Genomic DNA, 12,515 nt, shown 5'->3' on the forward strand with positions numbered 1-12,515 from the left:
GTCCTTGCCATATTGGCTGGGATTTTAATCAAAACTACGCACATCCGCGCCAAAGGGTGCCCGGCGGAACCAGTTTCCAGAACGGGTTGTCTGTGCGGATGGAGGCTTAACCCTTTTAGGAGTTTTTGCATGTCCACCAACGTTACCATGCGTCAAATGCTTGAGGCCGGCGTTCACTTCGGCCACCAAACCCGCTTCTGGAACCCGAAGATGGCTAAGTACATCTTTGGCAGCCGCAACAAGATCCACATCATCAACCTGGAAAAGACCCTGCCGCTGTTCGTGGAGTCCCAGGAGTATGTGCGTCGTCTGGCCGCCAACAAGGGCACCGTGATGTTCGTGGGCACCAAGCGTCAAGCGCGTGAGATCGTACGTGAAGAAGCTGCCCGTTGCGGCATGCCGTTTGTCGACCACCGCTGGCTGGGCGGCATGCTGACCAACTACAAGACCGTGAAGCAGTCCATCAAGCGTCTTGAAGAAAAGCGCGCCATCCTGGAGTCCGCCGGCGAAACCGGTTACAACAAGAAAGAACTGCTGGACCTGCAGCGCGAAGTTGAAAAGCTCGAGCGTTCGCTGGGCGGTATCAAGGATATGAAGGGCCTGCCGGACGCCATCTTCGTTATCGACACCGGCTACCAGAAGGGTACCATCGTCGAAGCCAAGAAGCTGGGCATTCCGGTGATCGGCGTTGTTGACACCAACAACTCCCCGGACGGCATCGATTACGTGATCCCGGGTAACGACGACTCCAGCCGCGCCATCCGTCTGTACGCTCGCGGCATCGCCGACGCGGTACTGGAAGGTCGCGCGCACTCTCTGCAAGAGATCGTCGCCGCCGCTGAAACGGCTCAGGCCGAGTAAGCGGACCAAAAGGGGCGCAAGCCCCTTTTTTTGGACCCGATTGTTTACGTAATCCAACATTAGGAGTGAAGCATGGCGGAAATCACCGCAAAAATGGTTTCGGATCTGCGCGTGGCCACCGGTCTGGGCATGATGGAATGCAAGAAGGCTCTGGTTGAAGCTGAAGGCGACTTCGCCAAGGCAGAAGAAATCCTGCGCATCAAGTCCGGCAACAAGGCCTCCAAGATGGCCGGTCGCCTGGCTGCCGAAGGCATCATCGGTTCCTACGTCGAAGGCGGCGTGGGCGCGCTGGTTGAAGTGAACTGCGAAACCGACTTCGTGGCCAAGGACCCGACCTTCGTCGCCCTGGCTACCGCCGCAGCCAAGGCTGTGGCCATCGCCAATCCGGCCGATGTGGACGCGCTGGGCGCGGTTGAAGTGGACGGCGTGCAAGTGGAAGAAATCCGCAAGGCCGCCATCGCCAAGCTGGGCGAGAACATGACCATCCGTCGCTTTGTTCGCTACCAGACCGAAGGCGCGATCGCCACCTATCTGCACGGCGCGAAGATCGGCGTGATCGTCGACTACGCCGGCGCCGAGCAAGTGGGCAAGGACGTGGCCATGCACATCGCCGCTTCCAAGCCGCTGTGCGTATCCAAGGATCAGGTTCCGGCCGAGACTCTGGAGCAAGAGCGCAAGATCTACACCGCTCAGGCTGCCGAATCCGGCAAGCCGGCCGACATCGTCGCCAAGATGGTGGAAGGCCGCGTGAACAAGTTCCTGGCCGAAGTGACCCTGCTGGGTCAGCCCTTCGTCAAGAACCCGGATCAGACCGTTGAAAAGCTGCTGGCCGAACAAAAGGCCTCGGTGAAGGCGTTCGCCATGTTCGTGGTGGGCGAAGGCATCGAGAAGAAGGTAGTGGATTACGCCGCTGAAGTGGCTGCCGCCGCCAAGCTGTAAGCCTGGCGCTACCGCTGTACCGACGGCACCCTGCATGCAGGGTGCCGTTTTGCAAACTGAAATACCATAAACCGCCAACACCGAGGACATCATGAGCCAAGTTCCTGCCTATAAACGCATTCTGCTGAAACTTTCCGGCGAAGCCCTGATGGGCGATGACAGCTATGGTATCAACCGCGCCACGATCGAGCAGATCGTCGGCCAGATCAAGGAAGTGGTGGAGCTTGGTGTAGAGGTGGGTATCGTCATCGGCGGCGGCAACATCTTCCGCGGCGTGGCCCCGGCGGCGGCCGGCATGGATCGCGCCACCGCGGACTACATGGGCATGATGGCCACCGTGATGAACGCGCTGGCGCTGAAGGATGCCATGACCAAGACGGGGCTGATCGCCCGCGTGCAGTCCGCGCTGACCATGCAGCAGATCGCCGAGCCGTATGTGCGCGGTAAGGCCATGCAGTACCTGGAAGAGGGCAAGGTCGTGATCTTCGCCGCCGGCACCGGCAACCCCTTCTTCACCACTGATACCGCCGCCGCGCTGCGCGGCATGGAAATGAACGTCGACATCATGCTGAAGGCCACCAAGGTGGATGGCGTGTATACCGACGATCCGAAAAAGAACCCGGACGCGGTGCGCTACCAGACCCTGACCTTCGACGAAGCCATTTCGCGCAATCTGAAGGTGATGGACGCCACTGCCTTTGCGCTGTGCCGCGACCAGCAGCTGAATATCAAGGTATTCAGCATCTTCAAGAACGGCGCGCTGCGCCGGGTCGTGCTTGGCGAAGACGAAGGCACGCTGGTACACTGCTGAGTTTGAAAATTGCTGAAGGCGAAAACGGCAATGGCCGTTTTCGCCTTGTTATTTGAAGTTTCGATTGGGAGTGCGACATGATTAACGAGATCAAGAAATCGGCCGAACAAAAAATGCAGAAATCGCTGGAGGCGTTCAAGAACGACTTGGCCAAGGTTCGTACCGGCCGCGCCCACACCGGTATTCTGGATCATGTCATGGTTGACTACTACGGCAGCGATGTGCCGGTGAATCAGGTGGCCAACGTCACGCTGATCGACGCCCGCACCATCGGCGTGCAGCCGTGGGAAAAGCCGATGCTGGCCAAAATCGAGAAGGCCATCCGTGATTCCGATCTGGGCCTGAATCCGGCGTCCATGGGCGAAATCATCCGCGTGCCGATGCCGATGCTGACCGAAGAGCGCCGCAAGGACCTGATCAAGGTGGTGCGCGGCGAGGCTGAGGGCGCGCGCGTGGCCGTGCGCAATATCCGCCGCGACTCCAATACCGAGTTCAAGAACCTGCTGAAGGACAAGACCATCACCGAGGACGACGAGCGCCGCGGCCAGGACGAAATCCAGAAGCTGACCGACAAGTACACCGCAGAAATCGACAAGCTGCTGGCCGCCAAAGAAGCCGATCTGATGGCTGTGTAAGGGGTCGCTCTTGTTTCCCGCATCCTGGAAGGATACGCCGGAGAGGCGCGAGCCGCCCCGGCATATCGCCATCATCATGGATGGCAATGGCCGTTGGGCCAAGAAGCGTTTCCTGCCGCGCGTGGCTGGCCACAAGCGCGGATTGGACGCAGTCCGCGAGATCGTCAAGGCCTGCAAGGAGCTGGGCGTCGGCTATCTGACGCTGTTCGCGTTCTCTACGGAAAACTGGCGCCGGCCGCAAGAGGAAGTCAGCTTCCTGATGGAGCTGTTTCTGCGCGCGCTGGACAATGAGGTGGAGCGTCTGCACGGCAACAATATCCGTCTGAAGGTGCTGGGCTCGCGCGAACGGTTCAGCGCCGAGCTGTGCGAGCGCATCGATCGCGCGGAGCAGAAAACGGCCGGCAACGACGGCTTGGTGCTCAGCATCGCCGCCGATTACGGCGGCCGCTGGGATATCGTGCAGGCAGCCAATCAGCTAGTGCGGCAGGGCGCGGTCGAAATCACCGAGGAGGCCTTGAGCCGCCAGTTGACGATGTCCTGGGCGCCGGAGCCGGATTTGTTCATCCGCACCGGCGGCGAGCAGCGCATTAGCAACTTCCTGCTATGGCAGCTGGCGTATTCCGAGTTGTACTTCACCGATCTGCTGTGGCCCGATTTCGATCGCGCGGCGCTGGAGCAGGCCATTTCTTCCTACTGGCAGCGTGAACGGCGCTTTGGTCGCACCAGCGAGCAACTGCCGGAACATCTGCGCCGCGACCGACCCTGACCTTTCATGCTCAAAACGCGTATCCTGACTGCGCTGGTGCTGCTTCCGCTGATGCTGGCGGCGCTTTTCCTGTTTCCCGCCGCCGCCTGGGGCGGCTTTTCCTGGTTGATCGTCATTCTGGCCCTGTGGGAGTTCTCCCGCATGGTCAAGATGCGCCTGCCGGAGCAAGCCGCCTATTTGGCCTTGTCTTCGCTGCTGGCGGTGATCGCCTGGTTTGGGCATTGGCATACGCATGCCGCCGTGCATGGCCTGGCGCTGGCGTTCTGGCTGGTTCTGGTGCCGGCCTGGCTGGTCAAGCGTTGGCCGATACCCTCGGGCGCAGCGGCTTGGCTGCTCGGCTGGGCCTTGATGCTGCCTGCCTGGTTCGCCTTCATGGAGTGGCGGCCGGAGCCGACGCGGCATGATGCGCTGGCCTTGTTGGCCGTGATGGGGCTGGTTTGGGTGGCCGATGTGGCCGCCTACTTCTCCGGCAAGGCCTTTGGCCGGCGCAAGCTGGCGCCGGCGATCAGTCCCGGCAAGAGCTGGGAAGGCGTTTACGGCGCTGTGGCGTGCGTGGCCTTGTATGTGGCGCTGGTCGATCACTTTGGCTGGCTGGACATCCATCTGCCTTTGTGGGGGCTGTTGTTGCTGGCCTTGCCGCTGACAGCGGTCAGCGTGTGCGGCGATTTGCTGGAATCCTGGTTCAAGCGTTCGGCCGGCATCAAGGACAGCAGCGCGCTGCTGCCTGGGCATGGCGGCGTGTACGATCGTATCGACAGTCTGATCGCCGTGCTGGCGGTCAGCAACGCCCTGCGCGCGCTGGGCGGCATGTAATTCTGGAAGGTTCACATGAGCAAACCTCAGGGTATTGCCGTACTGGGGGCGACCGGCAGCGTGGGCTGCAGCACGCTGGACGTGATCGCCCGTCATCCCGAGCGCTACCGGGTGGTGGCGCTGACCGCTCATCGCCAGCTCGACAAACTGTTCGAGCAGGCAAGTCGTTTTCATCCAGATTATCTGGTAGTGGCCGATGCCGAATCCGCTGCGCAATTGCGTCTGCGCCTGGCCGATGCCGGCTTGGCGGGCGAGGTGCTGTTTGGCGCTCAGGCCTTGGAGCAGGTGGCGGTCCTGCCGGAAGTCGACGCTGTGATGGCCGCCATCGTCGGCGCGGCCGGCTTGCCGTCGGCGCTGGCGGCGGCGCGCGCCGGCAAGCGGATTCTGCTGGCGAACAAGGAATCGCTGGTGGTGGCTGGCCGTCTGTTCATGGATGCGGTCCATGGCAGCGGCGCGAGCTTGCTGCCGGTGGATAGCGAGCACAGCGCGATTTTCCAGTCGCTGCCGGCGGGATATGCCGGCCAGCCCGATGCCGCCGGCGTCCGCAAGATCATTCTCACCGCCTCTGGCGGCCCGTTCCGCAACAAGTCCGCCGCCGAGCTGTTGGATGTCTCACCCGATGATGCCTGCCGCCATCCCAACTGGAGCATGGGGCGCAAGATTTCGGTCGACTCCGCCACCTTGATGAACAAGGGTCTGGAAGTCATAGAGGCTCGCTGGCTGTTCAATGTGCCGCCGAGCCGCATCGACGTGGTGGTGCATCCGCAGAGCGTGATCCACTCCATGGTGCAATATCGGGATGGTTCGGTCATGGCGCAACTGGGCTCTCCCGATATGCGAACGCCCATCGCGTGCGCATTGGCGTGGCCGGAGCGCATAGACGCCGGCGTGGAGTCGTTGGATTTCTTCGCCATGGGCGATCTGACCTTCGAGAAACCTGATATGCGGCGTTTCCCGTGTCTCCAACTTGCTTTCGATGCGCTGGAATCCGGCGGCGACGCGCCTGCCGTGTTGAATGCCGCCAATGAGGTGGCGGTGGCCGCCTTCCTGGAAGGGCGGATTCGTTTTATCGACATCCCGCGCGTCGTGGCTGACACCTTGTCCGGCGTCCCGGCTGCAGCCAGCGATTCGCTGGCCGGATTGCTGGCGCGCGATGCCGAGGCCAGGCGCTACGCGGAGCAGAGGGTGGCCTTATGTTGACCGTATTCGCGTTCCTGCTGGCGATAGGCGTGTTGGTGACGTTTCACGAGCTTGGCCACTATTGGGTAGCCAAGCTGTGCGGCGTGCGCGTATTGCGTTTTTCCATCGGCTTCGGCAGTCCGCTGTTCCGCTTCAAGCCGCGCGAGACCGAGTGGGTGATCTGCCCGATTCCGCTGGGCGGCTACGTCAAGATGCTGGATGAGCGTGAAGGCTATGTCGATCCGGAGGAACGGTCCCGCGCCTTCAACAACCAGCATGTGCTCAAGCGCATCGCCATCGTTGCGGCGGGTCCGCTGGCGAATCTGCTGCTGGCCGTCTTGTTGTACTGGGGCGTGATTGCCCAGGGCGTGCCGCAGCTGAAGCCGCTGATCGGCACCGTGGTGGCGCAGACGCCGGCGGCCGCGGCGGGATTTCGCGATGGCGACCGGGTGGTCAGCGTGGCTGGACGCGCGGTGTCCAGCTGGCAGGAAATCCGCTTGGCCTTGGTCGATGCCGCCATGTCAGGCGACGTCATCTCCGTGCGGGTGCAGAACGCCTCCGGCGCTGCGGCGGAGCGGCGCATCGATGCCGCCCGCTTTGGCGACAAGGCGGTGCAGGCCTTGCAGCAGGGCGATCCCGGCTTTTCTCCTGCGCGCTTTCTGCCGGCCGTGGGCGTCGTGGAGCCGGGCAGCGTGGCGGCCAAGGCTGGCTTGAAGCCCGGCGACAAGCTGTTGTCGGTCGGCGGCCAGCCGTTGCCGAGCTGGGAGGCTTGGGTGCAGCTGGTGCGCAATAGCCCAGGCACGGATTTGCAAATCCGCATCGAGCGCGATGGCAAACCGATGCAGTTGAGCCTGCGGCCGCAGGCCGTGAGACAGGATGATGAAATGGTGGGCCGCATTGGCGTCGCGCCGTTGCCGGATGCGGCTTGGAACGACAAGCTGAGCTTCATGGTGCATTATGGCGTGTTCGGCGCCTTGCAGCAGGCTGCGGTGAAAACGGGCGACACCGCCTGGATGAGCCTGAAGTTTCTCGGCAATATGTTGATTGGCCACGCTTCTTTGAACAACCTGTCCGGTCCGTTGACCATCGCCAATGTGGCCGGGCAGACGGCGCGCGAGGGGCTGACGCCGTATCTGGAATTTCTGGCGCTGATCAGCATCAGCATCGGCATACTCAATCTGCTGCCCATACCGGTTCTGGATGGCGGCCACTTAATGTATTATGTCGCGGAGCTGGTAAGAGGTAAGCCCGTCAGCGAACGGGCGCAAATGCTCGGACAAAAAATTGGTTTCATATTGCTGGCGTCTTTGATGGCGTTTGCCATGCTGAATGATTTCAGCCGCCTATTTGGGGGTTAAAACGTACCTATGAAATTGAAGCTACTTTCAGCGGCCGTGCTGGGCCTATCCATGGCCTCCACTGCGATGGCTGCTGATCCTTTCGTCATCAAGGATATTCGTGTTGAGGGCCTGCAGCGTACCGAGCCGGGCACGGTCTTCAACTATCTGCCGGTCAAGGTGGGCGACACCTTTACCGATGCCAAGGCGCAGGAATCGATCAAGGCGCTGTTCAACACCGGTTTCTTCAACGACGTGCGCGTGGAAAGCCGCGGCGCCACCCTGATCGTCACCGTGGCGGAGCGCCCGGTGATCACTCAGCTCAACATCAACGGCGCCAAGGAATTCAGCAAGGATCAACTGAAAAAGGCGCTGAAGGACAACGGTTTCGCCGAGTCGCTGATCTTTGACCAGGCCTTGCTGGATGGCGCGGTGCAGGAATTGAAGCGCCAGTATTACAGCCGCGGCAAGTATTCGGTGGAGATCACGCCGTCCGTCACCAAGTTGGAGCGCAACCGTGTGTCGGTGACGCTGGACATCAACGAGGGCGTGACCGCGCGCATCAAGGAAATCCGCATCGTCGGCGCCAACGCTTTCTCGCAGTCCAAGCTGCTGGATGAGTTCAGCCTGACCACTGGCGGCTGGTTGTCATGGATCACGAAGGACGATCAGTATTCCAAGCAGAAACTGACAGGCGATCTGGAGAAGCTCAAGGCCTTCTACCAGAACCAGGGCTATATGGAGTTCGGCATCGACTCGTCGCAAGTTTCGATCAGCCCGGACAAGCAGAGCATGTACTTGATCATCAATGTGCATGAGGGCAAGAAGTTCACCGTGTCCGACGTGCGCCTGGCCGGCGATCTGAAAGTGGCGGAGCCGGAGCTGCGCAAGCTGATCAGCATCAAGAACGGCGACACTTTCAATAATGAGAAAGTGACTGAGGCGGTCAAGGCGATCAGCGACCGCCTTGGCGAGGCCGGTTACGCCTTCGCCAACGTAAATGTGCTGCCGGATATCGATCACGACAAGCAGACCGCCGGCTTCACCTTCTTCGTCGATCCGGGCCGCAAGACCTATGTCCGCCGCGTCAATGTGGCCGGCAACAACAAGACGCGCGATGAAGTGATTCGCCGCGAATTGCGCCAGATGGAAGGCGCGCCGTACAACGCCGCCGACGTCAAGCGCAGCAAGGAGCGCCTGGACGGCCTGGGCTACTTCGAAGATGTGAACGTGGAAACGCCTGCCGTGCCGGACGCGCCGGATCAGGTGGACATGAACATCAGCCTGAAGGAACGCTCCACCGGCAGCATCTCCGGCAGCCTGGGTTACGTGCAGGGCGAAGGCCTGGTGATCGGCGCCAACATCTCGCAAAGCAATATCTTCGGTTCCGGCAAATACATGTCGCTGGGCATGTCCACCGGCAAGGTCAACAAGAACTACTCGCTGTCGTTCACCGATCCGTACTTCACGCCGGATGGCGTCAGCCTGGGCTATGACGTGTACGACCGCGTCTACAACCCGGACGCGACCTCTATCTCGGCATACAAGACCGGCACGATAGGCGCCGATGTGCGCTTTGGGGTGCCGATCACCGAGTACGACCGCATCAACTTCACGTTGGGCGCGGAAAAGACCGACATCACCACCTACAGCAACAGCCCGCAGCAGTACATCGACTTCGTCAACCAGTATGGCAGCAGCAATTACACCATACTCGGCACGGTGGGCTGGAGCCGCGACACCCGCGACAGCGCCTTGTGGCCGACACGCGGCGCTACCATCCGCGTCAATGCCGATGCCGGTCTGCCGGGCGGTTCGCTGCAATATTACCGTCTGACGCACCAGCAGACCTGGTACTTCCCGCTGTCCAAGGACTTCACGCTGATGCTGAACGGCGAGCTGGGCTATGCCGACGGTTACGGCAAGACCAAGGTGCTGCCGTTCTTCCAGAACTTCTACATGGGCGGCCTGGGTTCGGTGCGCGGCTATGATACCAGCAGTATCGGACCGTATGATTCCGTAGCCAATTCCTATCTGGGCGGCAACCGCAAGGCGGTGGCCAATGCGGAAATCCTGTTCCCGATGCCTGGCTTGAAGGATAATAAATCCGTGCGTCTGAGCGCCTTCGTCGACGTCGGCACGCTGTGGAACACCAATCTGACCAGCCAGCAGAACGCCGCGGGGATTCACAGCTCGGTGAGCGATGGCCTGCGTTACTCCGCCGGTTTGGCGCTGACTTGGCTGTCGCCGATGGGACCGATGAAGTTCAGTCTTGCCAATCCGCTGAAGAAGGAGCCGAACGACAAGCTTCAGCGCTTCCAGTTCCAAATGGGCACCACCTTCTAAACGCTATCCGAGGACGCAATCATGAAAGCATGGAAATGGTGGCTGGCTATGTTGAGCGTTGCGGCCATGCCGGTGCATGCCGCCGACTTCAAGCTCGGCTACATCAACGTCGAGCGGATTTACCGCGAGGCCGGCGCGTCCATAGCCATCTACAAGAAGCTCGACAAAGAGTTCTCGGATCGACGCGAAGAGTTGAAAAAGATGGAAACGCGGGCCAAGGATTTGGAGTCCCAGCTCGGAGGCAATAGCCTGTCGCAGGATGATCGCAAGCGTTTTGAGCGCGAATACGCCAGCCTGGACCGCGATTACCGCGCCAAGTCGCGCGAGCTGGCCGAGGATTACAACCAGCGGCGCAACGAAGAGTTCGCCGGCGTGACCGAACGGGCCAACCGCGTGGTCAAGGAGATCGCCCAGCGCGAGAACTACGACCTGATCCTGCAGGACGCGGTGTACATCAACCCCAAGTTCGATCTCACGCCGCAAGTGCTCAAAGAACTGGACAAGTAATCGTTTAAACCGTCACCGGAGTAAGCCGACCCGCGGTCGGCTTTGTTTTTGATGTCCTACACACTCGCATACATCGTTGAACAACTGGGCGGCGTGCTGCGCGGCCCGGATCTGGCTGTCGAGCGGCTGGCGCCGCTGGAAAGCGCCGTCGCCGGCGAAGTGGCCTTTGTCGCCAGCGCCAAGTTCCGCCGCCAGATGCTGGCCAGCGCGGCCGGCGCGCTGATCGTCACCGAGGCGCTCGCCGCCGAGCTGGATGGCCGCTCGCTGATCGTCACCGCGGATCCTTATCTGTATTTTGCGCGGCTGGCCACTTTGTTTCATCCGCCCAAAGCGCCGCGCGCCGGCATTCATCCGCGCGCGGTGGTGGGCGAGGGCTGCCGGATTGGCCAGAGCAGCGAGATCGCCGCCAATGTCACCATCGGTGACGATGTCGTCATCGGCGAGCGCTGCCGGCTGATGCCCGGCGTGGTGGTCGGCGACGGCTGCGTGCTTGGCGACGACGTCACGCTGTACCCCAATGTCACGGTTTATCATGGCTGCGTGATCGGCAACCGCGTCGGCGTGCATTCCGGCAGCGTGATCGGCGGCGACGGCTTCGGCCTGGCCTGGGACAAGGACCACTGGTTCAAGATTCCGCAGACTGGCCGCGTAGTGTTGGAAGACGACGTGGAAATCGGCGCCAATACCACGGTGGACCGCGGCGCGCTGGTGGACACGGTGATCCGCAAGGGCGCCAAGATAGACAATCTGGTGCAGATCGCCCATAACGTGGTAATCGGCGAGCATACCGCCATCGCCGGTTGCGTCGGCATCGCCGGCAGCACCAAGATCGGCGCGCGCTGCACGGTGGGCGGCGCGGCGATGTTCGTCGGCCACATCGACGTGGCGGACCGCACCCATATCGGCGGCGGCACCCTGGTGTCCAAATCGATCAAGGAAGCGGGCACTTACGCCTCGTCCTACCCCCTGCAAAGCATGAAGGACTGGCTGGCCAATGCCGTCCATGTCCGCCATCTGGATGATTTCGCCAAGCGCATCAAGCAGCTTGAGCGAGAACTGGAAACACTGAAAAATTCGAAGGAAGAACCTCATGAGTGAACACGCTGTCTCGATCGACGTCCGCGAGATCATGCGCTACCTGCCGCATCGCTATCCGTTCCTGCTGGTAGACCGCGTCACCGAGTTCGAAGCCAATACGCGCATCAAGGCCTTGAAGAACGTGACCATCAATGAGCCCTTCTTCGCAGGCCATTTTGAACAGTATCCGGTGATGCCGGGCGTGCTGATCATCGAGGCGATGGCGCAGGCCGCCGGCATTCTGGCCATCAAGAGCCAGGGCGAACGCGCCGAAAACGAACTGTATTTCTTCGTCGGCATCGACAACGCCCGCTTCAAGCGCCAGGTCGTGCCGGGCGACCAGCTGGTATTCGAGGTGGAGCAGATGGCGCTGAAGCGCGGCATCGGCAAGTACTCTGCCCGCGCGCTGGTGGACGGCCAGGTGGCGTGCGAAGCGGAAATCATGTGCGCCAAACGCGAGGTGTGATATGACCATTCATCCGACCGCCATCGTTGACCCGAAGGCGCAGATCGCCGACGACGTGGAAATCGGCGCCTATTCCATCATCGGCCCGAATGTCAGCATAGACAGCGGCAGCTGGATCGGCCCGCACGTGGTGATCGAGGGTCATACCCGCATCGGCAAGAACAACCGCGTGTTCCAGTTCTGCTCGCTGGGGGCCATGCCGCAGGACCTGAAATACGCTGGCGAACCGACGCGGCTGGAAATCGGCGACAACAATACCATCCGCGAGTTCTGCACCTTCAACACCGGCACGGTGCAGGATGGCGGCGTCACCCGCATCGGCAACGATAACTGGATCATGGCCTATGTGCACATCGCCCATGATTGCCAGGTCGGCAGCCATATCATCCTGGCCAACAACGCCACGCTGGCGGGGCATGTGCATCTGGGAGACTGGGTTTTCCTGGGCGGCTTCACCAGCGTGCACCAGTTTGTCATCGTGGGCGAACACGCGATGACGGCGTTCGCCAGCGCGGTGGCGCAGGACATCCCGGCCTACGTGACCGCGCACGGCAACCGCGCCGTGCCTTCCGGCATCAATGCGGAAGGCATGAAGCGCCGCGGCTTCACGCCGGAGCAGATCCGCCGCGTGCGCAACGCCTACAAAACCCTGTACCGCCAGGGTTTGAGCTACGACGAGGCCAAGGCCGCCATTCTGGCCGAGGCTGGCGAAGGCCACGCCGAGCTGGAGCCGTTCGTGCGTTTCTTTGGTCAATCGGCGCGAGGAATCATCCGCTGA

The 12,515-nt window shown here is 61.4% G+C and carries 13 protein-coding genes; all 13 read left to right on the forward strand.

Annotated features, from left to right (window positions below; all coding sequences use genetic code 11):
* The first annotated feature begins 129 nt into the window (after positions 1 to 129).
* The 13 genes from rpsB (at position 130) to lpxA (ending at position 12,515) form a co-directional block, all read left to right on the forward strand.
* Positions 130 to 861, forward strand: coding sequence for a 30S ribosomal protein S2 (rpsB, locus tag BI343_RS02445; RefSeq protein WP_043624984.1), 732 nt, complete (start codon positions 130 to 132; stop codon positions 859 to 861).
* Positions 862 to 933: 72 nt separating this feature from the next.
* Complete coding sequence (gene tsf / locus BI343_RS02450; RefSeq protein WP_043624982.1) at positions 934 to 1,800, forward strand: translation elongation factor Ts; 867 nt, start codon at positions 934 to 936, stop codon at positions 1,798 to 1,800.
* A 91-nt stretch (positions 1,801 to 1,891) separates the two neighbouring features.
* On the forward strand, positions 1,892 to 2,611 hold the full coding sequence (gene pyrH / locus BI343_RS02455) for a UMP kinase (protein ID WP_071108521.1): 720 nt from the start codon (positions 1,892 to 1,894) through the stop codon (positions 2,609 to 2,611).
* A gap of 77 nt (positions 2,612 to 2,688) precedes the next feature.
* A complete protein-coding gene (gene frr / locus BI343_RS02460; protein WP_043624975.1) occupies positions 2,689 to 3,246 on the forward strand; it encodes a ribosome recycling factor in 558 nt (185 codons plus the stop codon).
* Between the two features lie 10 nt (positions 3,247 to 3,256).
* A complete protein-coding gene (locus BI343_RS02465; RefSeq protein WP_071108522.1) occupies positions 3,257 to 4,012 on the forward strand; it encodes an undecaprenyl pyrophosphate synthase in 756 nt (251 codons plus the stop codon).
* Between the two features lie 6 nt (positions 4,013 to 4,018).
* Positions 4,019 to 4,825 (forward strand): phosphatidate cytidylyltransferase, encoded by an 807-nt coding sequence (locus BI343_RS02470; protein WP_071108523.1) that lies wholly within the window; start codon positions 4,019 to 4,021, stop codon positions 4,823 to 4,825.
* Positions 4,826 to 4,840: 15 nt separating this feature from the next.
* Positions 4,841 to 6,025, forward strand: coding sequence for a 1-deoxy-D-xylulose-5-phosphate reductoisomerase (gene ispC, locus BI343_RS02475; protein WP_071108524.1), 1,185 nt, complete (start codon positions 4,841 to 4,843; stop codon positions 6,023 to 6,025).
* On the forward strand, positions 6,019 to 7,362 hold the full coding sequence (gene rseP / locus BI343_RS02480) for an RIP metalloprotease RseP (RefSeq protein ID WP_071108525.1): 1,344 nt from the start codon (positions 6,019 to 6,021) through the stop codon (positions 7,360 to 7,362). The genes ispC and rseP overlap by 7 nt, the downstream gene beginning before the upstream one ends.
* Before the next feature lie 9 nt (positions 7,363 to 7,371).
* Positions 7,372 to 9,687, forward strand: a complete 2,316-nt coding sequence (bamA, locus tag BI343_RS02485) for an outer membrane protein assembly factor BamA (protein ID WP_071108526.1) — start codon at positions 7,372 to 7,374, stop codon at positions 9,685 to 9,687.
* A gap of 21 nt (positions 9,688 to 9,708) precedes the next feature.
* Positions 9,709 to 10,194 (forward strand): OmpH/Skp family outer membrane protein, encoded by a 486-nt coding sequence (locus tag BI343_RS02490; RefSeq protein WP_043624959.1) that lies wholly within the window; start codon positions 9,709 to 9,711, stop codon positions 10,192 to 10,194.
* A gap of 51 nt (positions 10,195 to 10,245) precedes the next feature.
* Positions 10,246 to 11,292: a UDP-3-O-(3-hydroxymyristoyl)glucosamine N-acyltransferase gene (gene lpxD / locus BI343_RS02495; protein ID WP_071108527.1), complete on the forward strand. Its 1,047-nt coding sequence runs from the start codon at positions 10,246 to 10,248 to the stop codon at positions 11,290 to 11,292.
* Entirely contained in the window at positions 11,285 to 11,737 is a 453-nt protein-coding gene (gene fabZ, locus BI343_RS02500) for a 3-hydroxyacyl-ACP dehydratase FabZ (protein ID WP_043624953.1), read from the forward strand. Before lpxD ends, fabZ begins: the two co-directional genes overlap by 8 nt.
* Before the next feature lies 1 nt (position 11,738).
* Positions 11,739 to 12,515 carry an acyl-ACP--UDP-N-acetylglucosamine O-acyltransferase gene (gene lpxA, locus BI343_RS02505; RefSeq protein WP_043624950.1) on the forward strand — a complete coding sequence of 259 codons (777 nt, stop codon included), beginning with the start codon at positions 11,739 to 11,741 and terminating at the stop codon, positions 12,513 to 12,515.

Source organism: Chromobacterium amazonense (genome assembly GCF_001855565.1).
GTDB classification, from domain to species: domain Bacteria; phylum Pseudomonadota; class Gammaproteobacteria; order Burkholderiales; family Chromobacteriaceae; genus Chromobacterium; species Chromobacterium amazonense.

Excerpts from the sequence above, each read along its gene's own strand:
- rpsB (WP_043624984.1), top strand. The coding sequence starts at position 130 with ATGTCCACCAACGTTACCATGCGTCAAATGCTTGAGGCCGGCGTTCAC.
- tsf (WP_043624982.1), top strand. The coding sequence starts at position 934 with ATGGCGGAAATCACCGCAAAAATGGTTTCGGATCTGCGCGTGGCCACC.
- pyrH (WP_071108521.1), top strand. The coding sequence starts at position 1,892 with ATGAGCCAAGTTCCTGCCTATAAACGCATTCTGCTGAAACTTTCCGGC.
- frr (WP_043624975.1), top strand. The coding sequence starts at position 2,689 with ATGATTAACGAGATCAAGAAATCGGCCGAACAAAAAATGCAGAAATCG.
- BI343_RS02470 (WP_071108523.1), top strand. The coding sequence starts at position 4,019 with ATGCTCAAAACGCGTATCCTGACTGCGCTGGTGCTGCTTCCGCTGATG.
- ispC (WP_071108524.1), top strand. The coding sequence starts at position 4,841 with ATGAGCAAACCTCAGGGTATTGCCGTACTGGGGGCGACCGGCAGCGTG.
- rseP (WP_071108525.1), top strand. The coding sequence starts at position 6,019 with ATGTTGACCGTATTCGCGTTCCTGCTGGCGATAGGCGTGTTGGTGACG.
- bamA (WP_071108526.1), top strand. The coding sequence starts at position 7,372 with ATGAAATTGAAGCTACTTTCAGCGGCCGTGCTGGGCCTATCCATGGCC.
- BI343_RS02490 (WP_043624959.1), top strand. The coding sequence starts at position 9,709 with ATGAAAGCATGGAAATGGTGGCTGGCTATGTTGAGCGTTGCGGCCATG.
- lpxD (WP_071108527.1), top strand. The coding sequence starts at position 10,246 with ATGTCCTACACACTCGCATACATCGTTGAACAACTGGGCGGCGTGCTG.
- fabZ (WP_043624953.1), top strand. The coding sequence starts at position 11,285 with ATGAGTGAACACGCTGTCTCGATCGACGTCCGCGAGATCATGCGCTAC.
- lpxA (WP_043624950.1), top strand. The coding sequence starts at position 11,739 with ATGACCATTCATCCGACCGCCATCGTTGACCCGAAGGCGCAGATCGCC.